The organism is Sphingomonas kyeonggiensis, assembly GCF_014196745.1.
GTDB lineage: Bacteria > Pseudomonadota > Alphaproteobacteria > Sphingomonadales > Sphingomonadaceae > Sphingomonas > Sphingomonas kyeonggiensis.
Window position 1 is genome coordinate 1370626 of the sequence record NZ_JACIEH010000001.1, and the last position, 26428, is coordinate 1397053.

At 66.4% G+C, this 26428-nt stretch carries 28 protein-coding genes; 10 read left to right on the plus strand and 18 right to left on the minus strand.

Going from position 1 to position 26428, the window contains the following annotated elements:
- The first annotated feature begins 57 nt into the window (after positions 1–57).
- Entirely contained in the window at positions 58–339 is a 282-nt protein-coding gene (locus GGR46_RS06570) for a DUF1467 family protein (RefSeq protein ID WP_183995677.1), read from the plus strand.
- Positions 340–669: 330 nt separating this feature from the next.
- On the opposite strand, the gene GGR46_RS06575 is transcribed toward GGR46_RS06570, so the two are convergent.
- Positions 670–1185 carry a hypothetical protein gene (locus tag GGR46_RS06575; RefSeq protein WP_183995679.1) on the minus strand — a complete coding sequence of 172 codons (516 nt, stop codon included), beginning with the start codon at positions 1183–1185 and terminating at the stop codon, positions 670–672.
- 12 nt (positions 1186–1197) lie between these two features.
- A complete protein-coding gene (locus tag GGR46_RS06580; protein ID WP_246425906.1) occupies positions 1198–3507 on the minus strand; it encodes a coiled-coil domain-containing protein in 2310 nt (769 codons plus the stop codon).
- Between the two features lie 85 nt (positions 3508–3592).
- Here GGR46_RS06580 and GGR46_RS06585 point away from each other — a divergent pair, with 85 nt between their 5' ends.
- Together GGR46_RS06585 and GGR46_RS06590 are read left to right on the plus strand one after the other, a co-directional pair.
- A complete protein-coding gene (locus GGR46_RS06585) occupies positions 3593–3886 on the plus strand; it encodes an Hpt domain-containing protein (RefSeq protein ID WP_183995681.1) in 294 nt (97 codons plus the stop codon).
- A gap of 47 nt (positions 3887–3933) precedes the next feature.
- Positions 3934–4797, plus strand: coding sequence for a hypothetical protein (locus GGR46_RS06590; RefSeq protein WP_183995683.1), 864 nt, complete (start codon positions 3934–3936; stop codon positions 4795–4797).
- Between the two features lie 41 nt (positions 4798–4838).
- On the opposite strand, the gene GGR46_RS06595 is transcribed toward GGR46_RS06590, so the two are convergent.
- From GGR46_RS06595 to GGR46_RS06645, 11 genes are all read right to left on the minus strand, one after another.
- Positions 4839–6017: a vWA domain-containing protein gene (locus GGR46_RS06595; RefSeq protein WP_183995685.1), complete on the minus strand. Its 1179-nt coding sequence runs from the start codon at positions 6015–6017 to the stop codon at positions 4839–4841.
- A 10-nt stretch (positions 6018–6027) separates the two neighbouring features.
- Positions 6028–7425 (minus strand): hypothetical protein, encoded by a 1398-nt coding sequence (locus GGR46_RS06600; RefSeq protein ID WP_183995687.1) that lies wholly within the window; start codon positions 7423–7425, stop codon positions 6028–6030.
- Between the two features lie 37 nt (positions 7426–7462).
- Positions 7463–8041 carry a CHAP domain-containing protein gene (locus GGR46_RS06605; RefSeq protein WP_183995690.1) on the minus strand — a complete coding sequence of 193 codons (579 nt, stop codon included), beginning with the start codon at positions 8039–8041 and terminating at the stop codon, positions 7463–7465.
- Positions 8042–8167: 126 nt separating this feature from the next.
- Positions 8168–8632: a GFA family protein gene (locus tag GGR46_RS06610; protein ID WP_183995692.1), complete on the minus strand. Its 465-nt coding sequence runs from the start codon at positions 8630–8632 to the stop codon at positions 8168–8170.
- Positions 8632–9483, minus strand: coding sequence for an AAA family ATPase (locus GGR46_RS06615; protein ID WP_183995695.1), 852 nt, complete (start codon positions 9481–9483; stop codon positions 8632–8634). The genes GGR46_RS06610 and GGR46_RS06615 overlap by 1 nt, the downstream gene beginning before the upstream one ends.
- Positions 9484–9559: 76 nt before the next feature.
- Positions 9560–10174, minus strand: a complete 615-nt coding sequence (locus GGR46_RS06620; protein WP_246425907.1) for a DUF6975 family protein — start codon at positions 10172–10174, stop codon at positions 9560–9562.
- Between the two features lie 308 nt (positions 10175–10482).
- Positions 10483–10803, minus strand: coding sequence for a hypothetical protein (locus tag GGR46_RS06625; protein WP_183995699.1), 321 nt, complete (start codon positions 10801–10803; stop codon positions 10483–10485).
- A gap of 180 nt (positions 10804–10983) precedes the next feature.
- The gene (gene rpoD / locus GGR46_RS06630) at positions 10984–13014 is read right to left on the minus strand and encodes an RNA polymerase sigma factor RpoD (RefSeq protein ID WP_183995701.1); all 2031 of its coding nucleotides are present in this window, start codon (positions 13012–13014) and stop codon (positions 10984–10986) included.
- 41 nt (positions 13015–13055) lie between these two features.
- Positions 13056–14942, minus strand: coding sequence for a DNA primase (dnaG, locus tag GGR46_RS06635; RefSeq protein ID WP_183995703.1), 1887 nt, complete (start codon positions 14940–14942; stop codon positions 13056–13058).
- 34 nt (positions 14943–14976) lie between these two features.
- A complete protein-coding gene (locus GGR46_RS06640; RefSeq protein ID WP_221262572.1) occupies positions 14977–15726 on the minus strand; it encodes a hypothetical protein in 750 nt (249 codons plus the stop codon).
- Positions 15727–15768: 42 nt separating this feature from the next.
- The gene (locus GGR46_RS06645; protein ID WP_183995706.1) at positions 15769–16221 is read right to left on the minus strand and encodes a GatB/YqeY domain-containing protein; all 453 of its coding nucleotides are present in this window, start codon (positions 16219–16221) and stop codon (positions 15769–15771) included.
- Between the two features lie 127 nt (positions 16222–16348).
- Here GGR46_RS06645 and carA point away from each other — a divergent pair, with 127 nt between their 5' ends.
- From carA to GGR46_RS06670, 5 genes are all read left to right on the plus strand, one after another.
- Positions 16349–17515, plus strand: a complete 1167-nt coding sequence (gene carA / locus GGR46_RS06650; RefSeq protein ID WP_183995708.1) for a glutamine-hydrolyzing carbamoyl-phosphate synthase small subunit — start codon at positions 16349–16351, stop codon at positions 17513–17515.
- A complete protein-coding gene (locus tag GGR46_RS06655; protein WP_183995710.1) occupies positions 17512–17913 on the plus strand; it encodes a hypothetical protein in 402 nt (133 codons plus the stop codon). Before carA ends, GGR46_RS06655 begins: the two co-directional genes overlap by 4 nt.
- Before the next feature lie 48 nt (positions 17914–17961).
- Positions 17962–21291 (plus strand): carbamoyl-phosphate synthase large subunit, encoded by a 3330-nt coding sequence (carB, locus tag GGR46_RS06660; protein WP_183995713.1) that lies wholly within the window; start codon positions 17962–17964, stop codon positions 21289–21291.
- A gap of 218 nt (positions 21292–21509) precedes the next feature.
- Positions 21510–21986 (plus strand): transcription elongation factor GreA, encoded by a 477-nt coding sequence (greA, locus tag GGR46_RS06665; protein WP_183995715.1) that lies wholly within the window; start codon positions 21510–21512, stop codon positions 21984–21986.
- A gap of 2 nt (positions 21987–21988) precedes the next feature.
- On the plus strand, positions 21989–22624 hold the full coding sequence (locus tag GGR46_RS06670) for a rhomboid family intramembrane serine protease (RefSeq protein WP_183995717.1): 636 nt from the start codon (positions 21989–21991) through the stop codon (positions 22622–22624).
- A gap of 16 nt (positions 22625–22640) precedes the next feature.
- Here the strand turns inward: GGR46_RS06670 and GGR46_RS06675 are convergent, their stop codons facing one another.
- From GGR46_RS06675 to GGR46_RS06695, 5 genes are all read right to left on the minus strand, one after another.
- Positions 22641–22856, minus strand: coding sequence for a DUF4170 domain-containing protein (locus GGR46_RS06675; protein WP_183995719.1), 216 nt, complete (start codon positions 22854–22856; stop codon positions 22641–22643).
- A gap of 61 nt (positions 22857–22917) precedes the next feature.
- Positions 22918–23241, minus strand: a complete 324-nt coding sequence (locus GGR46_RS06680; protein ID WP_183995721.1) for a hypothetical protein — start codon at positions 23239–23241, stop codon at positions 22918–22920.
- The gene (locus tag GGR46_RS06685; RefSeq protein WP_183995723.1) at positions 23241–23573 is read right to left on the minus strand and encodes a DUF3618 domain-containing protein; all 333 of its coding nucleotides are present in this window, start codon (positions 23571–23573) and stop codon (positions 23241–23243) included. Before GGR46_RS06685 ends, GGR46_RS06680 begins: the two co-directional genes overlap by 1 nt.
- On the minus strand, positions 23570–23911 hold the full coding sequence (locus GGR46_RS06690) for a phage holin family protein (RefSeq protein ID WP_183995725.1): 342 nt from the start codon (positions 23909–23911) through the stop codon (positions 23570–23572). The genes GGR46_RS06685 and GGR46_RS06690 overlap by 4 nt, the downstream gene beginning before the upstream one ends.
- 15 nt (positions 23912–23926) lie before the next feature.
- Positions 23927–24394 (minus strand): hypothetical protein, encoded by a 468-nt coding sequence (locus tag GGR46_RS06695; RefSeq protein ID WP_183995727.1) that lies wholly within the window; start codon positions 24392–24394, stop codon positions 23927–23929.
- Between the two features lie 115 nt (positions 24395–24509).
- On the opposite strand from GGR46_RS06695, the gene eno reads away from it, so the two are divergent.
- Both eno and GGR46_RS06705 read left to right on the plus strand, forming a co-directional pair.
- A complete protein-coding gene (gene eno / locus GGR46_RS06700) occupies positions 24510–25787 on the plus strand; it encodes a phosphopyruvate hydratase (protein ID WP_183995729.1) in 1278 nt (425 codons plus the stop codon).
- A 209-nt stretch (positions 25788–25996) separates the two neighbouring features.
- On the plus strand, positions 25997–26425 hold the full coding sequence (locus GGR46_RS06705; RefSeq protein ID WP_183995731.1) for a hypothetical protein: 429 nt from the start codon (positions 25997–25999) through the stop codon (positions 26423–26425).
- Positions 26426–26428: the final 3 nt, after the last annotated feature.

A 26428-nucleotide genomic window follows, 5' to 3' on the forward strand; every position in this document is an offset into this window, starting at 1 on the left:
CGAGCCAATATCGTCATCCCGGCTTTCGCCGGGATGACGATCTGCTATCACCGGGCCATGCCCTGGAAGTCCGCGCTCGCCATCTATTTCCTGTTCTGGGCCTTCTCGGTGTTCCTCGTCCTGCCCTTCGGGGTGAAGACGAGCGAGGAGGCGGGTGTCGCGCTGGTCCCCGGCCAGGCGCCGAGCGCACCGCACGAGTTCAACGCCGGGCGCATCGCCAAGCGGACCACGATCGTCGCGACCGTGCTGTTCGCGATCTTCTATCTCAACTACGTCAATGGCTGGGTGACCACCGACATGCTCGACTGGTGGTCGCAGGTGCAGTCGAAGGCTTCGTAGCGTCTCCTACGGCCCGTTCTGGGCGACTCGGCAGCGTAGATGAAGTGCATGCCCGGGACCGGTTCCTGCCGCGGAAAGATTGCAAAGGTCGTGCACAGAGTGGGTCGCGTCGAGCGATGCCGCGCAATATGATTGCGTGGACGGGATCCTATTTTTCCTACGGGTCAAAGAGCGGCCGGGCAGGCGCCGGGCCGCGCGAGGGAAACAGGCGAAATCCTATTTTGCAAGCCTGCCCTCATCCCGGCGAAAGCTGGGATCTTGTGGGGCTGTTCCGCGCCTTCGCCTGAGATCCCGGCTTTCGCCGGGATGACGGATGTGGGCAGCCGGGGGCTACTCAACCTCGCCGCGGTTGATCCGTCCGATCCAGTCGTCGTCCAGGTTCATCAGCGCCTCCGCCACATCGATATGCCCCTTGGCGACCGCCTGCGCCGCCGCGGCCGACAACAGCATGGCCTGGTCCCAGGGCTCGTGGCGGTGGATACTCACCAGGTCCGGCAGCCGGGCGATGGCCCCCAGATAGGCATCGCCGAGCACTGCCGGGAGCGCCGGGCCGCGCCCCGTCCTTCGGGCCACTTCGATCGCCGTGGGCAGCAGAAGGAAGTTGAAGTCGAGCTGCCCCGCGAACTGCCCGCCGATTTCCACCAGATGCGGCACCGCTGCATAGGAGGCGGTATGGGCGTCACCCTGATGGCAGAGGCTCGACCACAGGCTGAACCACGGCTCCGCTTCCGGATCCTCCTGCGGCTCCGGCGATGCCGCCAGCGCCCGTAGCAGCACGGGGACGTCACGCGCATCACCATAGGCGTGCTGCAGGCTTCCCCAGAGGGGATCGTCGAGCGCCAGCATGCCGGTTGCGCCCTAGGTCCGCAGGCGCTCGATCGCCTGGGCGAGCGCGACGTAGAGCTTGCCCATGTCCGAGGAGAGCAGGGTCACGCCCATCGGCGAGCCGTCCCGCAGGGCCAGGATTTGGCGGAGCATGGATTCGAAATCGTGGATGTAGCGGTTCACATTGTCGCGGAAATCGTCGTTATTTTCGTAGAGACGGTGGATTTCGCGCGTATCCGACGGATCCAGCAGGCGTACCGCACGGCGGGTGAAGACGCCGCGATCGCCCTTGAGATAGGCCGCCCAGGCGCTGTCGGTGACATCCGTCGAAAAGGCCTTGGTGATGTCGATCGAGGCCGAGTTGAGCGCTTCGATCAGCAGCGAGACCTTGCGCGCGAAATTGTCGCTGTCCGACTCCTCGCGCTCCTTGCGGCCCTCGGCGATCCGCGCCTCGACCTGGGACGTGGTGTCGGCGAGGCTGACCATCTGCTGGGTGAGCCGTTCGGAGGCGCGGGTCGCGGCGACCACGGCGGCCTCGGTCGTCTCGGCCAGGTCGGTGAGCTGGCGGCGGATCGAGGCATCGACCGCGCGGCGCAGCGCGTCGCCGGCGGCCTCTTCGATCGCACGCTCGGCATGCGGCACGATCGCGGCCAGCGTCTCACGGGCATGGTTGGCGGCGGCGCTGGAGGTCTCGCGGACGCTGAGCAGCGCCTCGACCAGCTGCGGCGCGGCGCTCTCGGCGAAGCGGCGGGTGGTGGCGATGGTCTCGTCGACGATCGCGCCCAGCTGCTCGGCCTGCTCGCCGCCGGTCGCCAGCGTCTCGAGCAGCGAGGCCTGGGTCTTGGCGAGCGTATCGCGCTGCTGGCCGACGACGTCCGCAATGGCTTCGATCGCGTCGTGCGTGCTCTCGGCAGCGGTGACCAGGGCGAGCAGCTCGGGCTTGGACGCGGCGACGACCTGGCGGCTCGCGGTGATACGCGAATCGAGCCGGGCCAGCGCCTCGGGCAGGGTCTCGTCGATCTCGCGCGCCGAGGCATCGAGCGCGGTCAGCAGCTCCTCGGAGGTGCCGATCACCTTGCGGGCGGTCTCGTCACCGACGGTGAGCGCGATCGTCATCGCCTCGACCGAGCCGTGCAGCGCGCTCATCGAGGCAGCGAGGTTGCGGGTACGCTCGGTGCCCGCGACATGGAGGTCGTCCATCGCGCGGTCGAGCCGGTCGACGCCGGTGGCCAGGCCTTCGAACAGCGTGTCACCACGGCCCTGTTCCTGGGCGAGGCGGGTGCCGATGCGGCCGATCGCTTCCTCGATCGCGGCCATGCGGGTGCCCATCGCCTCGATGCTGTCCCGCCCGGCGCGGTCGAGCGCGGCCTGGTTGGCGGAGAGCATGGCGAGGATCGCCTCGCCCTGGGTGGTGATGCCCTTGCGTGCCTCGTCCACGGCATGGGCGGCACGATCGAGCACGGCATCGACCTCGGTCGACATCTCGCCGGTGACTTGTTCGAGCCGGGCGCTGGCGGTCTCGCTGGTCGCCTCCATCCGGGCGATGTGCGCGGCGAGCCGGTCGGCGGCGCCGCCGGCGATCTGATCGGCTTCGCGACCGCGTTCGGACAGGGCGGACAGCTGGGTGTCGAGCGCGGCAGCGCGCTCGCTGGCGAGCAGGCCGGCGGCATCCACGCGATCGGAGAGCCCGCGCATCTCTTCGTGCGCCTTGGGCAGCGAGGAGAGCACGACCGAGACACGGTGCTCGGCATCGGCAGTCGCTTCGCTGAAATGGCGGGTGCTGGCGTCGATCGAGCGGGCATGCTGGGCGGCGCTGTTCGAGGCGCTTTCGAGCCGCTCCGAGGCGCGCTCGCCCATCGCGATCAGGATATTGGTCTGCTCGGCGAGCGAGGCGCGATTCTCCTCGATCTTGCGCGAGAGCGTGGCGACGACGCGCTCCAGGCTCGCGGCCTCGGCGCGCATCGCCCGGGCGGTGGCGCCGAAACGCTGCGCCTCGGCGCGGCTCGTGCGGAGCGCGAGGATGTAGAGGATGCCGATCAGGGCAGGGGGAACGCAGAGCGCGGCGATCAGCTCGACCAGCAGGACCGGCTCCATCGATCCGGCGAAGCTGCCGCGCAGCAGCCAGCCCATCGTGCCGAACCAGCCCAGCACGGCGAGGATGGCGAGGGCAGGGAGGATCCAGCCGGCGCCGCGGCGCGGGGCTTCCTCTTCGGCGTCCTCGTCATAGGCATAGGTCACCGGTTCCACCGCGACGGGCGCGGTGGTTTCGGACAGGAACAGCGGCTCCGCGTCTTCGTTCGCGGGCAGCGGCTCGGCAGGTTTTCCCCCAATCATGCCGTGCATTTACCACATTTTGCCGTCGCACCAACATTTGCGCGACCTGGAGTTGGAAACGCGGCGTTAACGGTGCGCGGGTTAGGGTCTTCGAATGGCGTACGATCCCGGTGCAATCGATGCGACGCTGGCGGCGGCGGTGGGTGACGAACCCGCGCTGATCGCCGAGCTGCGCGAGGCGTTTCTCGAAAGCGTGCAACGTTGCATCGAGGCGATGAAATCCGCCGACAATCCGGATGGCTGGGCCGCCGCGGCGCTACGCCTCAAGGGCCTTTCCGCCAGCTTCGGTGCGATCCGGCTGATGGCGCTGGCCAACGAGGCCGCCAATGGACAGGCGCATGACGGTGCGATACTCCGTCGTCTCCATCGGGCAGTCGACCGGCTCTAAAGAAACCGGCGCATGCGGAGTCCCGATCCAACAAGGGATCGAACTGCATGCGCACGCGCCTTCGCCTGACTTCGCTTATTCTGTTCTCCGCCTTTGGGGTGTCGTTGGCGCACGCCCAGGAGGCAGCCAAACCCGCGCCGGCGCAGGACGGCAGCATCGTCGTCACCGGCCAGGGGCTCAAGCCGATCAAGCGCGCCCAGCGCTATATCCGCCAGGTGCTGGATGTGGACGATGGCCAGCTCTCCCGCTTCATCGAGCCGGTCTGCCCCGAGGTGATCGGCCTGCCCGATCGCTTCAAGGCGCCGATCGAGAACCGTTTCCGCATCGTCGCCGGGGCCGCATCGGTCCGCCTGGCGCCGGAGACGTGCAAGTCCAACCTGATGATCGTGTTCGCCGATAACGCCGATGCGCTGATCGAGACGATGCGCACGCGGCGCAATCCGGTGTTCGCCAATCTGGACGAAGGCGCGTTGCAGGACGCGTTCAAGGCGGGGCCGATCCATGCCTGGCGCCTGGTCGTGACGCGCGACGAGGCGGGCAACATGACCAATTCGGGCACCGACACGGACCCCGACAATCCGCCGGTGATGGAAGGCGATACCCAGGCGATCACGATCAACGCCGTAGTGGTGATGGATCGCAAGGTCGCATTGGGCAAGTCGGTGCGCCAGCTCGCCGATTATGTGGTGATGCGGACGCTGGTGGGCGCGCGGCCGCCGGCGAAGGGATCGATCGCGGCCCCTTCGATCCTCTCCCTGTTCGATCCCGCGGTGACGCCGGTGCCGGGCGAGATCACCGACATGGACATCGGGCTGCTCGCCGGCCTCTACAAGCTGCGCAATCCGTACGAACAGGGCGGGGACCAAGCCTGGCGGATCTCGCGGGGCATGGCTTCGGGGAAGCAGCGGTAAGTGCGATTTGAATAATCCTCTCCCTCCGGGGGAGGACTTATTCACCGCTTGCGGCTGAGCTCGCGCATCGCTTCGTCGAGGCCGGCCAGGGTTAGCGGGTACATGCGGTCGCCCATCAGCTCGCGCAGGATCTTCACCGACTGGGTATAGCCCCATTGCTCGCGCGGGATCGGATTGAGCCACACCGCGGCGGGATAGGTATTGAGGGCGCGCTGCATCCACGCGACGCCCGCCTCCTCGTTGAAATGCTCGACCGAGCCGCCCGGATGGGTGATCTCATAGGCGCTCATCGAGGCGTCGCCGACGAAGACCAGCTTATAGTCGTGGCCGTATTTGTGGAGGATGTCCCAGGTGGGGGTGCGCTCCTGGAAGCGGCGGCGATTGTCCTTCCATACGCCTTCGTACAGGCAGTTGTGGAAATAGAAGAATTCCAGGTTCTTGAACTCGCTGGTCGCCGCCGAGAACAGCTCCTCGCAGAGCTTGATGAACGGATCCATCGAGCCGCCGACATCGAGGAAGAGCAGCAATTTCACGGCATTGTGCCGTTCGGGGCGCATATGGACGTCGAGCCAGCCCTGCTTCGCGGTGCCCTCGATCGTCGCGTCGATGTCGAGCTCGTCGGCGGCGCCTTCGCGGGCGAAGCGGCGCAGGCGGCGGAGCGCGACCTTGATGTTGCGGGTGCCGAGCTCGCGGGTGCTGTCCAGGTTGCGGAACTCGCGCTGGTCCCAGACCTTGATCGCGCGCTTGTGCTTGCCCTCGCCGCCGATGCGAACGCCCTCGGGATTGTAGCCGCCGTTACCATAAGGCGAGGTGCCGCCGGTGCCGATCCACTTGCTGCCGCCCTCATGGCGCGCATGCTGCTCCTCGAGCCGCTTCTTGAGCGTCTCCATGATCTCTTCCCAGGAGCCGAGCGACTGGATCTTGGCCATCTCCTCGGGGCTGAGATATTTCTCGGCGATCGCGCGTAGCCACTCCTCGGGGAGTTCGGCGGGGGCGACGCCGTAGCTGGTGGCGATGCCCTTGAAGACCTTGGCGAAGACCTGGTCGAACCGGTCGAGCAGCCCCTCGTCCTTCACGAAGGTGGCGCGGGCAAGATAGTAGAAGGCTTCGGGCGTGTGCTCGATCACGTCGCGGTCGAGCGCCTCGAGCAGGATCAGATGCTCCTTCAGGCTGGCGGGGATGCCGGCGGCGCGCAGCTCGTCGAGGAAGGAGAGGAACATGGCACCCCTTTTAGGGCTGGAGCGCGTACAGCGTCCAGTGGCTGCCGGAGAGGCCATGGGACCGGGCGGCGGCGACCGGGCGATAGAGGCGGCCGCAGCGGCGCGAGGCGGCGGGGAAGGCCTCGCCGTCGTTCCGGTCGAGGAACAGGAAGGGCGCGGGGCCGCAGGGTTTCTCGACGATGACGAGGGGATAGCCCTGCTCGGCGGCGGCGACCTGCAGGATCGCCTTGCCGGTGGGGCGGTCGAGGATCACCCGGGTGCCACCGGGTGCCCGCGCCGCCATCGCCCGGATTGCGCCGCCGGGATCGCCGCGCCGCGCATGGATGATGCGAGCATCCTCGACTAGGCCGCCGACCAGGATCGCCGCCAGCGCAGCACCGGCCAGCCAGCGCCGCCAGCCCCGGACGGGCAGGGCGACCGCGATCATCTCGCCCAGCATCAACAGCAGCGGGATGCAGGCGATGAGATAGTAGCGCGGAAATCCGGTGTTGCCTGCATGGATCAAGGCCAGTGCCAGCGGGAAGGCGAGGATCGCGAGCCCGTTGAACCAGGGGCGCCCTACGCCCAGGGCCGGGGCGAGCAACACCAGCGCCAGCACCAGGGCGAGCCACCAGGGGGAGGTCACCGGCCAGCCGACCGCGCTGCCGAAACCGAGCGCAAGGGCGTGGAGGAAGGGCGACCAGGCAAAGGGGTCGTAGCGGCCGAACTGGAAGCCGGTGAGGCTCGCGGCCGCGGCGCCGAGGACGATCGCGAAGACCAGCGCGAGTGCCAGGATCGAGGGCCAGAGCAGGGCGAGGCTCTGCTTCAGCGCCGTGGCGAAGCCCTCCCGCTGCCAGAGCGCGAGGCCGATCCAGCCGGCCAGCGCGCAGAAGCCGAACAGGATGGTGAGCTGCGACAGCGCGCCCAGGAAGAAGCAGAGCGCCAGTGCGGTCGCCGGGCTGCGCTCGGCTTCGCCGGCGAGCCAGCGATCGGTGAGCAGGATGGCGATCAGGAAGGCCAGGGCCATCGGCGCATAGCCGCGGGCCTCCGATCCCAGCGTCACCAGCATCGGCGAGACGGCGAACAGCGCCGCGGTCACCAGCCCGACCAGGGCGCCGCGCCTCCAGCCGATCAGCCCGGCAACGAGGATGCAGGCCGTACCGGCGAGGATCGCCGGCGCGCGGGCAAGCAGCGGGTCGGCACCCGGCCCCACCAGCTGGAGCCATAGCGAGTTGAGATGGTGGTTGTTGTCGTGATTGATCTGGACGAACACGCCGATCGGCGTGCCGGCCTCGTGCGCGAGCACCGCGGACCAGGCCTCGTCGAGCCACAGCGCGCCATGGGCAGCGGCGATGCGCAGTGCCAGCCCGAACAGGATGATTGCAGCGAATAGCCATTGGCCGCGCCGCCGCGCAGTATCTGCCCCCATGTGCCCTTCATGCGGCAGCGCAGGATCGGCGGCAAGCTTAGCGGGCGGCGTAGGCGTCGATCAGCGAGCCAACATAGTCGGGCTGGCGGGCGGTCAGCTCGGCCGAAGGGCGTGCCTTGCGCAGGGTGGCGGGGGCGTTGCGATCCGGCGTGCCGTAGATGAAGCCGTGCGCGGGGTAGATCGAGCTGCCCAGGCCGTTCCGGTCGCGGTACCAGACCTTGACCAGGCTCCAGTCGCCGCGCTCGGAGACGTCGAACAGGGTGACGTCCTGCTCGGCATGGCCGCGCTCGCCGTTGAGGCGCGACCAGTTGGCGTGGGTGATCATCAGCACGCGCTTCTCGACGATGCGGCTGACCACCGCGACATGGCCGAGCGGCAGGCGTGCGCTCTTGGAGAAGGCGAGGACGGCGCCGATACGGGGCACGTTGCCGCGCTGGTAGCGGCCATCGGCCTGGCCCCACCAGGTCCAGGCATCGCCATAGATCTGGATGCCCGAGGCCGCGCGGGCGAAGGGCACGCACTCGCCGACATATTCGAGAAGGGATTGTGCGCCGGCAGGCGCCGCGGCGGACAACGCGGCGGCAAGCAGCACGGAGAACGCAACACGCTTACGCATACTCGGGACCCATACAAGGTCCCCCCCAAGCACTGCGTATCCAGAGCTGGTTTAGAAGGAGTTAACCGCGAATCTCCCGCTCTCCCTGGGAGTGGGAAGGGTGAGGGTGGTATTCCCTCTCGACCCTCACCCTTCCGCCGACTTCGCCGGCTCGCTCCCTCTCCCAATGGGAGAGGGATTAGTGGGTGCCGGCGGCTGCCGGGGGAAGGTCTCGAGCGCGGGATCGATATACGCCCAGCTGGGAGCGTCGTCGGTCCAGATCGCGACGGTGGGGGTGAGGTCCTTCGCGTCGTCGAGGAAGCCCAGGCGCAGCGTGCGGAATTGCGGGCGGGCCGAGGACTGGCCCATAACCGGGGTGCCGCAGGCGCCGCAGAAGCTCTGGGTGAGCGTGTTGCCGCTGGCGGCGACATAGCTGGCGGTGGTCAGCGTGCCGCTCAGCTCGAGATCGTCGGTCGCGAACATCGCGTTGGTGGTGGGGGAGCCGGCGGCCATGCGCTGGCACTGGCGGCACCAGCACTGGCGCACCGCGACGGGCTCGCCTGCGATCGTCGCGGTGACCGCCCCGCAGGCGCAGCTTCCGCTGTAGGGCATCAGGACTTGCCCTGCTGGCGCCGGGCCATGAAGGCGAGGCGCTCGAACAGCATCACGTCCTGCTCGTTCTTGAGCAGCGCGCCGTGGAGCGGCGGGATGGCCTTGGTCGGATCCTTGTTCTGCAGCACGTCGAGCGGCATCTCCTCGTGGAGGAGCAGCTTGAGCCAGTCGAGCAGCTCGGAGGTGCTGGGCTTCTTCTTGAGGCCGGGGACCTCGCGGATCTCGTAGAAGATGTCCATCGCCTTGCTGACCAGGATCTTCTGGATGCCGGGAAAATGGACGTCGACGATCGCCTGCATCGTCTCGCGGTCCGGGAACTTGATATAGTGGAAGAAGCAGCGGCGCAGGAACGCGTCGGGCAGCTCCTTCTCGTTGTTCGAGGTGATCACCACGATCGGGCGCTCGGCGGCGCGGACGGTCTCGTGCGTTTCGTAGACATGGAATTCCATCCGATCGAGCTCCTGGAGGAGGTCGTTGGGGAATTCGATGTCGGCCTTGTCGATCTCGTCGATCAGCAGCACGGGAAGCTTGGGCGCGGTGAACGCCTCCCACAGCTTGCCCTTGCGGATATAGTTGGAGATCTCGTGCACCCGCGGATCGCCGAGCTGGCCGTCGCGGAGACGCGCCACCGCGTCATATTCGTACAGGCCCTGCTGCGCCTTGGTGGTCGACTTGACGTTCCACTCGATCAGCGGCGCGCCGACGGCCTTGGCGATCTCGTACGCGAGCACGGTCTTGCCGGTGCCGGGTTCGCCCTTGACGAGCAGGGGGCGCCGCAGGGTGACGGCGGCATTGACCGCGACCTTCAGGTCCTCGGTCGCGACATAGCTTTGGGTGCCTTCGAAACGCATGACGTATTCGTAAAGGGCGGCGGGGCGGGGAGGCAAGCCTTCTCGTCATTCCGGCCTTCGCCGGGATGACGGCTTGTTACTGCTTGTCGCGGGCCGAGGCGCGGGCCTCGAGCAGGTCCCACAGGCCACGATGCTGGGCGAAGAGCTGCTGCGCGCCGAACAGCATGGCACGCTCCAGCGTGCTTTCGCGGACCAGCGTGTCGACCACCGTCACCGTTTCCTCGGCGAGCGGCAGCTGCGAGGACGGGGACGCGAGGCCGAGTCGCTCGGCAGCGGCGTCCAGCGACTCGCGGATCACCGCCCAGTCCATCGCCAGCGCGATCGCCGCGCCGGTGGCGCAGCCGGCACGGTCCGACTGGGCGAGCATGTCGATGGCATGGCGCTGCGCGGCGGTGGCGGCTTCGCTCTCGGCATGGCCCGGCGTGCTGGGCAGCGGGCCGGCGGCCGCGACGATACGGACGAGATAGGCGCGCTCGATCACGAAGGCGTCGGCCGCGGCCTCCAGCCAGTCGCGCTCGATGCCGAGCCGGGCATGGCCCAGCGCATGATCGATCACGCCGGGATGGCGGCCGTGCAGCAGGCAGATGTGGTGCACCGCGTCCGACAGGTCGCGCAGCGGCTCCTCGTTGCGGGCGAGGCGCTGGAGATAAGGATGATTGGCGCTGCCATCGGACGCGATGAGCGCCCCCATGGAGCCCCAGGCACCGCCCAATCGCGCAACTTGTACGGAATCAAACGGCATAAGCCCCCACATCCTCCTACCGGCCCCATGCCGGTGGGCAGGTCTTGCAATCCGGGGATATACCGAAGCACGTAAAGACGCGGTGAACGTGGAATTTACTGTGGATAAACCACATGTTCCCGCGGCGTTCCGGGCAGAAGATCGAAACGCCCCGGAAACAAGTTCCGGAGCGCATCGATAGTATTGGCAAATATTCCGACAGTTGTGCGTGCGCCGCCCGATGCGTCCGTCGGCGCGCTACGCTCAGGGGCGACCGATCAGATCACCATCCCGAACACGGCGGACACGCCATTGCCGTCCGCCGGCGTGCCAAGAACCTGATAATAGAGGTAGTTGCCGTTGTAGATGATCTGGTTGCCGACACCGCCGCCCGAGGCGATGTTCTGATAGCCTTCATGCCAGGTGATCGTCACCGCATAATGGCCGGGTTCGAGATCGGTCCAATTCTCGTTGATCGGGCTCTCCGACGTGGCGGTGCCGTTCCATTCGAAGCTGGGCCCCGGCGTGGTATAGGTCCAGACGCGCACCTGAACTTCGCCGGGATTGAAGGGCGCAACCTGCACGGACAGAGTGGACATGCTGATACCTCGCGTTGATGGAAGTCGAGGCGAGGCTATAGGTCCAGTGCGGGCAGGTCGAGATCAGGACGAACGGTGCATCCGGATCGGTGACATCTGTTGCGTGCCAGAAACGAAAACGGGGAAGGCGATGCCTTCCCCGTTTCGAACTTCACCTTTGCTGCTGCGCTCAGCGGTAGATCACTGGTCGAGGAACGACCGCATCTTGCGGCTGCGGCTCGGGTGCTTGAGCTTGCGCAGCGCCTTCGCCTCGATCTGACGGATGCGTTCGCGGGTAACCGAGAACTGCTGGCCGACTTCCTCAAGCGTGTGATCGGTGTTCATGCCGATGCCGAAGCGCATGCGCAGCACGCGCTCCTCACGCGGGGTGAGCGAGGCAAGGACGCGGGTGACCGTTTCCTTGAGGTTCGCCTGGATCGCGGCGTCCACCGGGATGACGGCGTTCTTGTCCTCGATGAAATCACCCAGATGCGAATCCTCCTCGTCGCCGATCGGCGTTTCGAGCGAGATCGGCTCCTTGGCGATCTTCATCACCTTGCGCACCTTCTCGAGCGGCATGCTCAGGCGCTCGGCCATTTCCTCGGGCGTGGGCTCGCGGCCCTGCTCGTGGAGGAACTGGCGGCTGGTGCGGACCAGCTTGTTGATCGTCTCGATCATGTGGACCGGGATACGGATCGTGCGCGCCTGATCGGCGATCGAGCGGGTGATCGCCTGGCGGATCCACCAGGTGGCATAGGTCGAGAACTTGTAGCCGCGGCGATATTCGAACTTATCGACCGCCTTCATCAGGCCGATATTGCCCTCCTGGATGAGATCCAGGAACTGCAGGCCGCGATTGGTGTACTTCTTGGCGATCGAGATCACGAGGCGGAGATTGGCCTCGACCATCTCCTTCTTCGCGATACGCGCCTCGCGCTCGCCCTTCTGCACCATGTTCACGATGCGGCGGAACTCGGCGAGCGCCATGCCCGTCGACTGCGAGATTTCGGAAATCTCGATGCGGATGCGATCGACCGCCGGAGCCTCATTGGCCGCGAATGCCGCCCACTTCTTGTCGAGGCCCTGGACCGACTGCAGCCACTGCTCGTCGAGCTCATGATCGACATAGCGATCGAGGAAGTCCTTGCGGCTGACCTTGTGACGCTCGGCAAGGCGCAGCATCTGGCCGCCCAGCGCGGTGAGGCGCCGGTTGAAGCTGTAGAGCTGGTCGACGAGATATTCGATCTTCTGCTGGTGGAACTGGACCGATTCGACCTCGGCCGTCAGCTCCTCGCGCAGCTTCTGGTACTTCTTCTCGTCCGCGGCGACGAGTTCGCCGCCGGCAGCCATCGCATCGAGGCGCTGGAGCTGCATCTTCGAGAATTTCTTGTAGATCGAAGTGATGTTGGCGAACTTCTCGAGCGCCTGCGGCTTGAGCGTCTCCTCCATCTGGGCGAGGCTGAGGGTGTTGTCCTCTTCCTCGTCGTCCGACGGCCGCGGGGTGCGGCGCTCGGTCATCGAGTCTTCGTCCTCGTCGTCCTGGACCTCCTCGACTTCTTCCTCTTCCTTGAAGGAAGCGCCGGCGGTCTTCTCGCTGATCTCGCCCGAATCGTCGTCCTCGGCGCCTTCGACCTGCTCGGCCGAGGGACCCTTGGAGAGCATGGCGTCGAGATCGAGGATCTCGCGCAGCTGCATCGTGCCTTCGTTGAGGGCGTTCGACCAGCCGATGATCGCGTTGAAGGTGATCGGCGACTCGCACAGGCCGAGGATCATCGTGTCGCGGCCGGCCTCGATGCGCTTCGCGATCGCGATTTCGCCTTCGCGCGACAGGAGCTCGACGGCGCCCATCTCGCGCAGGTACATGCGCACCGGATCGTCGGTACGATCGACGGTTTCCTTCTTCTTGGTCTCGAAGGCCGGGGCCGAATCGTCGCCGCCGTCATTCGACTCGGCTTCGTCCTGGCTGTCGTCCTCGGGCTCGGCGTCCTCGCCGGCTTCCTCGTTCTCGACGACGTTGACGCCCATGTCGTTGAGCGCCGCCATCACGTCCTCGATCTGCTCCGAGGACATCTGGTCCTGCGGAAGCATCTCGTTGAGCTGGTCGACAGTGATGTAGCCGCGCTTCTTCGCCCGCGCGACGAGCTTCTTGATCGAACCTTCGTTCAGATCGATCAGCGGCGCGTCACCCGCCTCATTGCCCTCGGTGACGTCCGCCATGTTCGCCTTGGCCATTCAAATCCTCGAAACTTGGATGGCGGCAATTATACGCCGCCCTAATCTTCTAAATTCTCGTCATCCGCAAGCATCAGATTCGCGAGACGCGTTTCCAGCTCCTGGCGCTGCCTCAGCAGAGCCGTTTGCCGGGCGAACGACTCATCGTCGAAACGCTCGAGCATCGCAGCCGTTGCCTCTGCCAGCGCCGCATCCACCGCGGGGCGCGCCACCATCACTGCGATCGCCTCGTTCAGGTCTTCGCGCGCCTTCTTTTCCTCGGCCTGGGGCCGGGTAAAGGAGAAGGGCAGGGTATCGGCCCGGAGCAGCTCGCTCGCCATCTGATCGAAACCGGACTTCGCCAATATGGTGAGCACTTTGGTTCGATCAAGCTGCCGATCTTCGAGTGCGACGTCGACCACCGCTTCGAACAACTTGCCGAGCGCGCCGGATGCCCCGCGAAGACTGCCGAGCACTTCCATGTGGCGTGCGATTTCTGCCGGGTGGCGGATCAGCCCGGCGAGCACCGCCTTGGCGAGGATCGGATCGAGCCCGCCGGCCTGGAGCGAGCGCGTCTGCTGGGTGAGCGGCGGCTCTGGCGGGACCCAGTTGCCGCGCTTGTCCCGTTTGCCGCGTGCCGGCGGGGCGCCGCCACCGCCGCGCTGGGGGCGGCTCTCGAAATTGCGCGGGCCGCGGCCGAAATGCAGGTCGGCGCGCTCGCGGAACTCGGCGAGATATTCGTGCTTCACGTTCGAGTCGCCGATGCCGTCGGCAAGGGCAGCGAGGCGGCGCTTGAGCCCCGCGCGCTGCTCGGGCGTGTCGAGCGGCTCGGCGGCGATCTCGCTCTCCCAGAGCCGGTCGACCAGCGGCTGGGCCTTGGCGAGCAGCGCCTCGAAGGCGGCCGGACCCTGGGCGCGGACCAGATCGTCGGGGTCCAGGCCATCGGGAAGCGTCACGAAGGCCAGGCTGCGGCCCGGCTCGAGCATCGGCATGGCGCGGTGCGCGGCACGGAGAGCCGCCTTCTGTCCGGCCGAGTCGCCGTCGAAGCAAAGCAGGGGGACGTCCGCGATTCGCCACAGCCGTTCGAGCTGGTGCTCGGTCATCGCGGTGCCGAGCGGGGCCACCGCTTCGGCGAACCCTGCCTGGGCGAGTGCGATCACGTCCATATAGCCCTCGACCGCGATGATCCGCCCGGACTTGCGGGCGGCGGCCTGGGCGCGATCGAGATTGTAGAGCGTGCGCCCCTTGTCGAAGAGCGGGGTCTCGGGGGAGTTGAGATATTTCGGCTCGCCGTCGCCGATGATGCGTCCGCCGAACGCGATCGTGCGGCCGCGGACGTCGCGGATCGGAATCATCAGGCGACCGCGGAACCGGTCGTAGGGGTCCTTTTTCTCCACCGAGATCAGCAGTCCCGCCTCGACCAGCATCGGATCGCCGTAGCCCTTGAGCGCTTCCTTCAGCTTGCCGCGCGAATCGGGGGAATAGCCCATGCCGAAGGCGCGGGCTGTCTCGTCGGTGATGCCGCGCTTCTTCAGCACGGCCCGGGCCTCCGCCCCTTCGATGCCGTTCAGCTTGTCGATGAAGAACTTTGCGGCGTCCTCCATCGCCTCGTGCAGGCCCTTGGCGCGCTCGGCCTTCTCGGCGCTGCGGCGGTCCTGCTCGGGCATTTCCATGCCGGCGGCCTGGACCAGCTCCTTCACCGCATCGATGAAGGGCAGGCCCCGCTGGTCGGTCATCCAGCGGATCGCGTCACCATGGGCGCCACAGCCGAAGCAATGGTAGAAGCCCTTGTCGTCGTTGACGTAGAAGCTCGGTGTCTTCTCGTTGTGGAACGGGCAGCAGGCGCGGAACTCGCGGCCGGCTTTCTGGAGCTTCACCGTCTTGGCGACCAGACCGGACAGCAGGGTCCGGGCGCGCAGTTCGTCGAGGAAGGCGGGGGTGAGGCTCATGCCCCCCTATGGTCCGCCCTTCCCCTCGTGACAATCACGGCGTGGCCAGTGGCGGAAGCGTCGAGCAATCCTTCCCCGCGGCGGGGTTGTCCATCGGCGCCATCCCGGTGGCTCCGGCCGGGCCCGCCGGGAAATCGAGATAATACCGATATTTCCCCGGCACTGCGTCCGGAGGCAGCGTGGTCTGGATGAAGAACCGCATTGGCGTCTGCTTGTCCCACATCGCCGGAGTAGCGACGTCACCCCAATAAAGTTTTCTGTCCGGGCCGCATTTCGGCGCGAGGGACGGTCCCCAAGCGCCTAGTAGCGCAGTAGCGTCCGAAAAGCTGAAGCCGATTCCGACAAGTCCACGAGACACGAAATCGAGTCTCAGCCTCGTGGGATAGCGGTAGGTGAAGCCGTCATGGGGCTCGGACCAGCCTGGAGTGTCGGGACGATCGTCCTGAAACCGGACCTGCATGACATAGGTGTAGACCGTTCCCGCCGGTGCGGTGCTCGGGTCACAGGGGTTCATGCCGGCGGGGCAATATGCGGTGACTTCCAGGTCCCCATAGAATCCGAAGCCGCTGTTGATCTTCGACGCCACGCCGCCGAGCGTGATCTGGTCCAGGTCGCGATAGGCGAGCGCTATCGTCGTGGGGGTCGGCGTGGGGGTCGGCGTGGGCGTCGGAGTGGGAGTCGGCGTTGGAGTGGGAGTAGGGGTGGGCGTCGGCATGACGCCACCACTCGAGCCGTCGCAACCCGTTGCCAGCGTCAAGGCAGCCAGGATCAGCAGATTTCTCACGAAAGCCCCCTAATTACTTGATTCCCGCTCCATCTCTTTATCTCACGAAAGCGCGGCCTTCACCAGCCCGCTCGCCTTGCTCATGTCGAGCGTGGTGGCGTGGCGGGCCTTCAGTTCGGCCATCACCCGGCCCATGTCCTTCATGCCCGAAGCGCCGAGCTCGGCCTTGATCGCCTCGATCGCCGCGCTGGTCTCTTCGTCGCTCATCTGCGCGGGGAGGAAGCGCTCGATCACCGCCACTTCGGCCTTCTCGGCGTCGGCGAGCTCCTGGCGGCCGCCCTTCTCGAACATCTCGATCGATTCGCGGCGCTGCTTGACCATTTTCTGCAGCACCTCGATCACCAGCGCATCGTCATCGGTCTGGACCGATTTCACCCGCTCCTCGATGTCGCGGTTCTTGATCGCGCTCTGGATCAGGCTGATGGCGGCGCGGCTCTCCTTGTCGCCGGCCTTCATGGCGGTGATCTGGGCGGCCTTGATATCGTCTCGGATCATTTCATCTCTCGTGAATCGGAATTTGCACCCGCAATAGACCCGCGAACCGGTTGACGCGAGGGGGGTAGGGGTCTAGCGGGCGGCACTTAGCGACATTGCTGCACCTCAAATGGAGAGCCACCCCTCAATGGCCGACGCCACGCCTACGCCTATGCCTGCCGGAGCTACCGGTGTTTTGGTTTTGGCGTCGGGGGACGTGATTTGGGGCCGTGGCTTCGGTGCCGAAGGTCAGGCGGTGGGCGAAGTCTGCTTCCACACCGCGATGACCGGCTATCAGGAGATCATGACCGATCCGAGCTTCGCCGGTCAGATCATCAATTTCACCTTCCCGCACATCGGTAACGTCGGCGCCAATCCCGACGATATCGAAGCCGACGATCCCCATGCGCTGGGCATGATCGTGCGTGAGGACGTGACTGAGCCGAGCAACTTCCGTTCGACCGAGCATCTCGATGCCTGGATGAAGAAGCATGCCCGTATCGGCCTGTCCGGCATCGACACTCGCGCGCTGACCCGCCGCATCCGCCTTGCCGGCGCGCCCAACGGCGTGATTGCGCATTCGGCCGAGGGCAAGTTCGACATTCCGCTGCTGCTCGAGATGGCGCGCGCCTGGCCCGGCCTGGAGGGCATGGACCTGGCGATCACCGTGACCGCCGAGACGCATTATGGCTGGGAAGGCGGCGTGTGGCGCCTTGGCTTCGGCTATGACGACGGCGGCCAGGAAGACACCCGCCCGCATGTCGTCGCGCTCGACTATGGTTCGAAGCGCAACATCTTCCGCAACCTGGTCCAGGCCGGCGCCAAGGTGACCGTGCTGCCGGCGCAGGCGACGTTCGAGCAGATCATGGCGTTCAACCCGGACGGCTTCTTCCTGTCGAACGGCCCGGGCGACCCCGCTGCGACCGGCGAATATGCCGTGCCGGTGATCCGCCAGCTGCTCGAGACCGGCAAGCCGCTGTTCGGTATCTGCCTCGGCCACCAGCTGCTGGGTCTGGCCGTGGGTGCCGAGACCACCAAGATGTTCCAGGGCCATCGCGGCGCCAACCACCCGGTCAAGCGGCTGGAAGACGGTGCGGTGGAGATCACCAGCATGAACCACGGCTTCGCGGTCGAGCGCGAGACGCTCCCCGAGAATGCCCGCGAGACGCATGTGTCGCTGTTCGACGGCTCCAACGCGGGCATCGAGCTGACGGATCGGCCGGCGTTTTCCGTGCAGTATCACCCCGAGGCGAGCCCGGGGCCGCAGGACAGCCTGTATCTGTTCGAGCGGTTCGTGGGGATGATGGCCAAGTGATCGCGCTCGCGCTCCTCCTTGCGCAGGCTGCGCCGGAGCCGGGCGTGTTCACGCATGGCCCGTGGCAGGGGCGCTGCTATCGTGACGGCTATATGGCTGGCTTGGATCATGAGCTGTGCCGCGCCACGCTTGCCGGGCCGGTCACGATCACGTTCGAGCGCGATGCAACGAGCATGGTGTTCCGTGCGACCGCCGAGGGCTGCGATCCGCTGACCCTCAACATGGATCCGCCGCCGGCCACGCTGGCGCCGGAGAAATTCGCCAAGACCATGGCCGTCATGCTCCAGCTCTCTCTCAAGAGCTCGATGGGGAGCTGCAAGGCCAAGGCACCGAAGATCGATGTGGCACCGCTGAGCGCGATTATCGCGGAGACCAGTGGGCTCGCCGCCCGCAATTGAACCCGCGGCCCCTTTAGGGGGCTGCCGAGCCAGGACAGAACACGACTGATGCCCAAGCGTACCGACATCTCCTCGATCCTCGTCATTGGCGCCGGTCCGATCGTGATCGGCCAGGCTTGCGAGTTCGACTATTCGGGCACGCAGGCGATCAAGGCGCTCAAGGAAGAGGGCTATCGCATCGTCCTGGTCAATTCGAACCCGGCGACGATCATGACCGATCCCGAGCTGGCCGACGCGACCTATGTCGAGCCGATCACCCCGGCGATCGTCGCCAAGATCATCGAGAAGGAGCGCCCCGATGCGGTGCTGCCGACGATGGGCGGCCAGACTGCGCTCAACACTGCACTCGCCCTCGCAAACGACGGCACGCTGGAGAAGTTCGGCTGCATCATGATCGGTGCCGATGCCGAGGCGATCGACAAGGCCGAGGACCGGCTGAAGTTCAAGGACGCGATGACCAAGATCGGGCTCGAAAGCGCCCGCAGCCATATCGCGCATACCGAGGCCGAGGCGCTGGCCGGGCTCGAGCATGTCGGCCTGCCGGCGATCATCCGCCCCAGCTTCACCATGGGCGGCTCGGGCGGCGGTATCGCGTACAACCGCGAGGAATTCATCGCGATCGTGCGGACGGGCCTCGACCTGTCGCCGACGACCGAGGTGCTGATCGAGGAATCTCTCCTCGGTTGGAAGGAATATGAGATGGAGGTTGTCCGCGATCGCAAGGACAACGCCATCATCGTGTGCAGCATCGAGAATGTCGATGCGATGGGCACGCATACCGGCGACTCGATCACCGTCGCGCCGGCGCTGACGCTGACCGACAAGGAATACCAGATCATGCGCAATGCATCGATCGCGGTGCTCCGCGAAATCGGCGTCGAAACCGGTGGTTCGAACGTGCAGTTCGCAGTGAATCCGAAGGACGGCCGCCTGATCGTCATCGAGATGAACCCGCGCGTCTCGCGTTCGTCGGCGCTGGCTTCCAAGGCCACCGGCTTCCCGATCGCCAAGGTCGCGGCCAAGCTTGCGGTCGGCTACACGCTCGACGAGATCGACAACGACATCACCGGCGCCACCCCGGCGTCGTTCGAGCCGACGATCGATTACGTCGTCACCAAGATCCCGCGCTTCGCCTTCGAGAAGTTCAAGGGCGCCGAAGCCACGCTCGGCACCGCGATGAAGTCGGTCGGCGAAGTCATGGCCATCGGCCGCAACATCCATGAATCGATGCAGAAGGCGCTGCGCGGCCTGGAGACCGGCCTGAGCGGCTTCAACAATGTCGACAAGCTCGCCGGTGCGCGCCGCGACGAGATCGAGGCGGCGCTGGCCGTCCGCTCGCCCGATCGCCTGCTGATCGCGGCGCAGGCGCTGCGTGAAGGCTTCACCGTGCGTGAAGTCTGCACCATTGCCCAGTACGATCCGTGGTTCATGGAGCGCCTGGCCGAGATCATCGCGGCCGAGGACGAAGTCGCCAGCAAGGGGCTTCCCCAAGATGCTGCGGGCATGCGCCGCCTCAAGGCGATGGGCTTCAGCGACAAGCGCCTGGCCTTCCTCGCGCTCAAGTCGGCGAACCTGCGCGCCGGCACCGATGCCATGGCAAAGTCGTCAGGGCTGATCGGCGAAGTCGTCAAGGCGATGACCGGCGGCGTGACCGAGAATGACGTGCGCGCGCACCGCCACAAGCTGGGCGTGCGCCCGGTGTTCAAGCGGATCGACACCTGCGCGGCGGAGTTCGAGGCGAAGACGCCGTACATGTACTCGACCTATGAGGCACCGAGCTTCGGCGAGCCCGAGAACGAGGCGGCGCCATCGGATCGCAAGAAGATTGTCATCCTGGGCGGCGGTCCGAACCGCATCGGCCAGGGCATCGAATTCGACTATTGCTGCTGCCATGCGTGCTTCGCGCTGGCGGACGCGGGCTATGAGACGATCATGGTCAACTGCAACCCGGAGACGGTGAGCACCGACTATGACACCTCGGACCGCCTCTATTTCGAGCCGCTGACCGCCGAGGACGTGCTGGAGATCCTGCACGTCGAGCAGCAGAAGGGCGAGCTGGTCGGCGTGATCGTCCAGTTCGGCGGCCAGACCCCGCTCAACCTCGCCAAGGCGCTGGAAGAAGCGGGCATCCCGATCCTCGGCACCTCGCCGGACGCGATCGACCTGGCCGAGGACCGCGAGCGCTTCGCCGACCTGGTCGAGAAGCTGGGCCTCAAGCAGCCGGCCAACGGCCTGGCCCGTACCCGGGACGAGGCGGTGAAGATCGCCGAGCGGATCGGCTATCCGGTGCTGATGCGCCCGTCCTATGTGCTGGGCGGCCGCGCGATGGAGATCGTCGACTCCACCCAGCAGCTCGACGACTACATCCAGACCGCGGTGCAGGTCTCTGGCGACTCGCCGGTGCTGATCGACCAGTATCTGCGCGACGCGGTCGAAGTTGACGTGGACGCGATTGCCGACGGCACCGATGTGGTGGTCGCGGGCGTGCTCCAGCACATCGAAGAGGCCGGCGTCCATTCGGGCGACAGCGCCTGCTCGATTCCGCCCTACAGCCTGCCGGCCGAGATCATCGCAGAGATCGAGCGCCAGACCGAGGCGCTCGCCCGGGCGCTGATGGTCAAGGGCCTGATGAACATCCAGTTCGCGGTGAAGGACGGCGAGGTCTACCTGATCGAGGTGAACCCGCGTGCCTCGCGCACCGTGCCGTTCGTCGCCAAGGCGATCGGCATCCCGGTCGCCAAGATCGCCAGCCGCGTGATGGCGGGCGAGAAGCTGGCCGCGCTGCCGACCATCGACCGCAACATCGACTATATCGCGGTCAAGGAAGCGGTGTTCCCGTTCAACAAGTTCCCCGGCGTCGATCCGGTGCTCTCGCCCGAGATGAAGTCGACCGGCGAAGTGATGGGCATCGACCTGGACTTCGCGACCAGCTTCGCCAAGGCGCAGCTGGGAGCGGGGACGGTGCTGCCGGGCAAGGGCACGCTGTTCGTCAGCGTGAAGGACACCGACAAGCCGGTGATCCTGCCGGGCGTGCAGTTGCTCGCAGAGCTGGGCTTCACCATCGTCGCGACCGGCGGAACCGCCGATTATCTGGCGGCCGAGGGCATCAAGGTGGAGCGCGTCAACAAGGTCGCGCAGGGCCGTCCTCACATCGTCGATCGCATCCTGGACGGCGATATCGCGATCATCTTCAACACCACCGAAGGCTGGCAGTCGCTCAAGGACTCGTCGGACATCCGGCGTTCGGCGCTCAACCTCAAGATCCCGAACTTCACCACGGCGCAGGCCGGGGTCGCGGCGGCGCGGGCGATCGAGGCACTGTCGAAGCACAGCCTGGACGTGCGGCCGCTGCAGGAATTCTACGCGAGCCGGGGCTGACACCTCGACCAGCGACCGGATTGGGGGAGGGTGCCTCAGCGCCGTCCCTTGTGATGCTAGGACGGCTTGTCCTGTAACATAACTTTCCTAGCCTTGCGGACCGCACCGTGCAGGCTTATTATTTGCGTTCGCACAATTGATCTCCCCCATCAGTATCCATGTGCGGGCGTTCCCATCGGGGGCGCTTGTGGGACGGGGCGTTTTGAAGGACTTGGTGGATGGCTACGGTCGATAAGATGCCGATGCTTCAGGAAGGCTATGACAAGCTCGTTGCGGAGCTGAAGCGCCTGAAAATCGAGCGCCCGCTGATCGTGGATGCGATCGAGGAAGCGCGTGCGCATGGCGATCTCTCGGAAAATGCCGAATATCATGCCGCCAAGGAGCAGCAGGGCCAGAACGAGGCCACGATCGCCGATATCGAGGGCAAGCTCAGCCGCGCCCAGATCATCGACCCCCGCGAGCTTTCGGGCGACCGGATCGTGTTCGGCGCGACGGTGACGCTGCTCGACGAGGAGGACAAGCCGATCAGGTACCAGATCGTCAGCGAGACCGAGGCGGACGTCAGCCGCGGCCGCATCTCGTACAACTCGCCGATCGGCCGCGCGCTTATCGGTCGCAAGGTGGACGAGGAGGTCGAGGTCTCGGTGCCGGCGGGCGACCGCTATTACCTGGTGTCGAAAATCGAATTCATCTGACGATGGATTTGCGCCGGATAACGGCGACCTCGGGGATCGCGCTGGTCACGACCCTCGTCAGCTTGCTGGTCTCTCTGACGAATCACGAGATGGACGCTGCGATCCTCGCGGGCTTCGTGCCCGCGCGGATCAGCGGCGCGATCGACTATGCCGGCGTGCTGGCGGTGCCCGCGGTGCTGACGCCGCTGAGCGCCGCCTTGCTTCATGCCGGGCTTTTCCATCTCGGCATGAACCTGATCATGCTGGTCTATACCGGGCGCGAGACCGAGAAGGCGCTCGGGCCGCTCGGCGTGCTCATCCTCTACCTGGTCGGCGCCTATGCAGCCGCGGGCGCGCAGTGGCTCGCCGGGCCGCAATCGCTGCAGCCGATGATCGGGGCTAGCGGCGCCACTTCGGCGATCGTTGGCGCCTATGCGCTGCTCTATGGGCGTTCGCGGGCCAAGGATATCGGCCCGATCCCGGCGCGCGCGGTGCACGTCGCCTGGCTGGCGGTCGCCTGGGTGGCGATCAACCTGTTGACGGGGCTCGCATTTCAGCAGGGGGGCGCAGCGATCGCCGTAGCCGCACACATCGGCGGTTTTGCGGCCGGGCTCGCATTGGCCCGACCGCTATTCCTGTGGAACTGGCGCAAGGCCTAGTTCCGCTTCTTCCGGCTTACGCCAGGTCGGGCTCGAGCAGGCGGTGCAGGTGCACCACCACATAGCGCATCTCGGCATCGTCCACGGTGCGCTGGGCAGCGCTGCGCCACGCATTCTCCGCGCTGGCATAGTCCGGGAAGATGCCGACGACATCGAGCTTGGACGGGTCAACAAAGTCGAGCGTCTGCGGATCGGTCACGCGACCGCCGAAGACGAGGTGCAGTTTGCTCATTGGGCCTCCGAAAAACACTTTCTGGTTTTATAGAGGCCTCTAGGAAGGGCGCGCGCCGGCCTCAAGCCTTTTGCGTCGCACCCTTCGCCGCGTCGACCAGATTGCCGAACAGCGCACCCACGCGATCCTTGGCGTCGTCGCGGCTCGGAAGCAGCGCGTCGAACTCCGCCTTGCCGGCCTCCTTCACCGCCTGGACGGTGCCCGTCACCTTGTCGGCGAGCTGGCGCCCGGTCGCATCGAGCAGCTCGCGCTCCTTCTGGCTGCGCGGGATCAGCATGCCGATCAGGACGCCGAGTGCGATGCCGCCGCCGACCAGAACATAGGGGTTCCCGGTCAGGCTCTCGCCCTGCGCGGTCGCCGGGCCGTTCGAGGGATTGGTGCTCATCACGAGGATCCTTTCTTGCCTTTACGCTTCAAACCCGTGGCCGGGTCGCGAGTTTCATGCCGTTTGCCGAGTATGTCGCCGATCCAGCCCCGGGCCATGACCAGGCCCACGGTGGCAGCGATGCCGGCGGCGGCGAGGGGGCGGCTGCGGACCGCCTCGGCGCCCTTGCGGGCGACGGTGGCGACGCCGTGGGCCGCGGTCTCGACCGCGTCCTGCGCCAGGTTGGAGGGGCTCAGCCGCTCCTGCACCTGGCCCAGCGTGCCGAACAGCCGCGCCCTGGCCGCTTCGATCCTTGCCCGGGCGGCATCCACGTCATGTGGATTGTCGCTCATGGCTTTTCCTTGAAGATACGCTTCACGTGCGTCCAGGCGAGCCAGCCCATCAGCCCGGCGATCGCGAGGAACACCAGCACGACGATCAGCGTGGCGAGGCCGGGGCCGACCAGCGGGGAAAGGGTGAAGACCAGCCCGACGACCAGGGCCACGGCTGCGGCCTGGGCGAGGACGAGCGCCACCGCGCCCGTCCAGAGCATCCCCCGGGCGTCGCGGAGCTTCGAACGCAGCAGCGTGCGATAGAAGCCGATCTCGGCATCGGCATAGGCCCTGCCGTCCTCGACGAGCTGCTGGAGCAGATCGCCGATGGACTTCTCCTCAGGCTGCGGCGCGTCCACCCCCCGTTTCGCCCCTTACGACTTGTCGGTGCCGGGGTCGGCCGCGTCCGATGCGGCGTCGATGCCCGACTTGATCAGCCGCGCGAGCACGAAGCCGAGGCCCGCAGCGACGCCGACGGCGATCGCCGGGCTCTTGCGGACGAACGCCGTCACGTCGTCGAGCAGGTCGTCGACTTCCTTGCCGCGCAGGCTTTCGGAGAAATTGGCAATGCCGCTCGCCGCCGAACGGGCATATTTGCCATATTGCTCGCCGAGCCGCGCATCGACGTCGAGCGCCGCCGATTCCATCATCTTGGCGACCTCATCGAGCGCGCCGGTCGCCTTTTCCTTGCCTTCGCTGGCAAAGGCGCGGGCGCGGTCGGCCGCTTCGTTGCCGATCTCGCCGGCCTTTTCGCGGATCGTGTCCGTCGCGGAACGCTTCGTGGTCTCGGCGGTGGTTTCCGCCGCCCCGTCGATCGTTTCGCCCGTCGTTTCGTCAGCCATGCCAAAAACCCTCCATGCCTTTTGCGAAACAACCCCGGCTACGTTTGCGAGTTCCATCCGTTGCCGTTAGAGGCCGCGTCGCGCCCTCAATACCCATACCTAGGGAGACCGTTTCGTGACCGCAATCATCGACGTCCATGCTCGCCAAATTCTCGACAGCCGGGGCAACCCCACCGTCGAGGTAGACGTGATGCTCGAGGACGGCAGCTTCGGCCGCGCCGCAGTGCCCTCTGGCGCCTCGACGGGCGCGCACGAAGCCGTCGAAATGCGCGACGGCGACAAGTCGCGCTGGCTCGGCAAGGGTGTCGACAAGGCCGTCGAGGCCGTCAACAGCGAGATCTTCGAGGAAGTCGTCGGCATGGAAGCCGAGGATCAGGCCGATCTCGACGCCGCGATGATCGAGCTCGACGGCACCGAGAACAAGGGCCGCCTGGGCGCCAACGCCATCCTGGGCGTCAGCCTCGCCGCCGCCAAGGCCGCTGCCGATGCGCGCGGCCTGCCGCTCTATCGCTATGTCGGCGGCGTCAACGCGCACGTCCTGCCGGTGCCGATGATGAACATCATCAATGGCGGCGAGCATGCCGACAACCCGATCGACTTCCAGGAATTCATGATCGTGCCGGTCGGCGCGGAGAACATCGTCGAGGCAGTGCGCTGCGGCTCGGAGATCTTCCACACGCTGAAGAAGAAGCTGCACGAGAAGGGCCTGGCCACCGGCGTGGGCGACGAGGGTGGCTTCGCGCCGAACATCGCCAGCACCACCGAGGCGCTGGACTTCATCATGAGCTCGATCGAAGCCGCCGGCTACAAGCCGGGCGACGACGTGATGCTCGCGCTCGACTGCGCCGCCACCGAATATTTCAAGGACGGCGCCTACAAGATGGTGGGTGAGGGCAAGACCCTGTCGTCGGCCGAGAACGCGGCGTTCCTGGCCGACCTGGCTGCGAAGTACCCGATCTTCTCGATCGAGGACGGCATGGCCGAGGACGACTGGGAAGGCTGGAAGGCGCTGACCGAGCTGCTCGGCGACAAGGTCCAGCTGGTCGGCGACGATCTGTTCGTCACCAACCCGAAGCGCCTGCTGCGCGGCATCGAGGGCGGCTATGCCAACTCGCTGCTGGTGAAGGTCAACCAGATCGGCACGCTGACCGAGACGCTCGAGGCAGTGAGCCTGGCGCAGCGCTCCTCCTACACCGCAGTGATGTCGCACCGCTCGGGCGAGACCGAGGACGCGACGATCGCCGACCTGGCGGTCGCCACCAACTGCGGCCAGATCAAGACGGGCTCGCTCGCGCGCTCGGACCGGCTCGCCAAGTACAACCAGCTGATCCGCATCGAGGAAGAGCTGGGCGACGCGGCGATCTACGCCGGCCGTTCGGTGCTGAAGAAGTAAGCCGAAGCATCCTCTTCCGCTTGCGGGAGGGTAGGGTGATCTGGAAGAGGCCGGGGCACGATGCTCCGGCCTTTTCTCGTCAGGGCGTGCCGCGCTGGTCATTGTGAGGAATTGTTTCTCCTCGGCGCCGGCGGTTGCGTGGGCGTGCGCGCTTGTTCATCCGACGGGGACACCGGTCGATAGAGCCGGTACGCCGCAGGAGACGATCCATGAGCCTATTCCTCGCGCTCGGGCTGGCGCTGGTTGCCCCGGAACCGGTCCATTCCACCCTGGAGCACCGCACCCGCTTCGATCACGCGGGCGAGGCGGTCGATGCGTCCTACCGCGCCCGCGTCGTCCTGACCCGGCGACAGCTCGGCGCGGCCACCAAATCGGGCATGCCGTCCACGTTGCGTTGCACGTGGCGGGCGCATCTGCGCATCGAGCGCGAGGCACGATTTGGCCGGGAGCAGCGTTTGACCCGCAGCATCGATCGGAAGGCGATCCTGGAAGGAAGCCGTCCGGGCTGGTGCGGCGCGAACGAGAATGCCGTGACCGAGGAGGTCGCCCGCCGGACCGAAGAGATCCGCGCCCACCTGCTGGCCGCGGCGAATGAGGATCGGGCGGTATTGAAGGCCGAGATCGAACCGAAGGGATGAGCG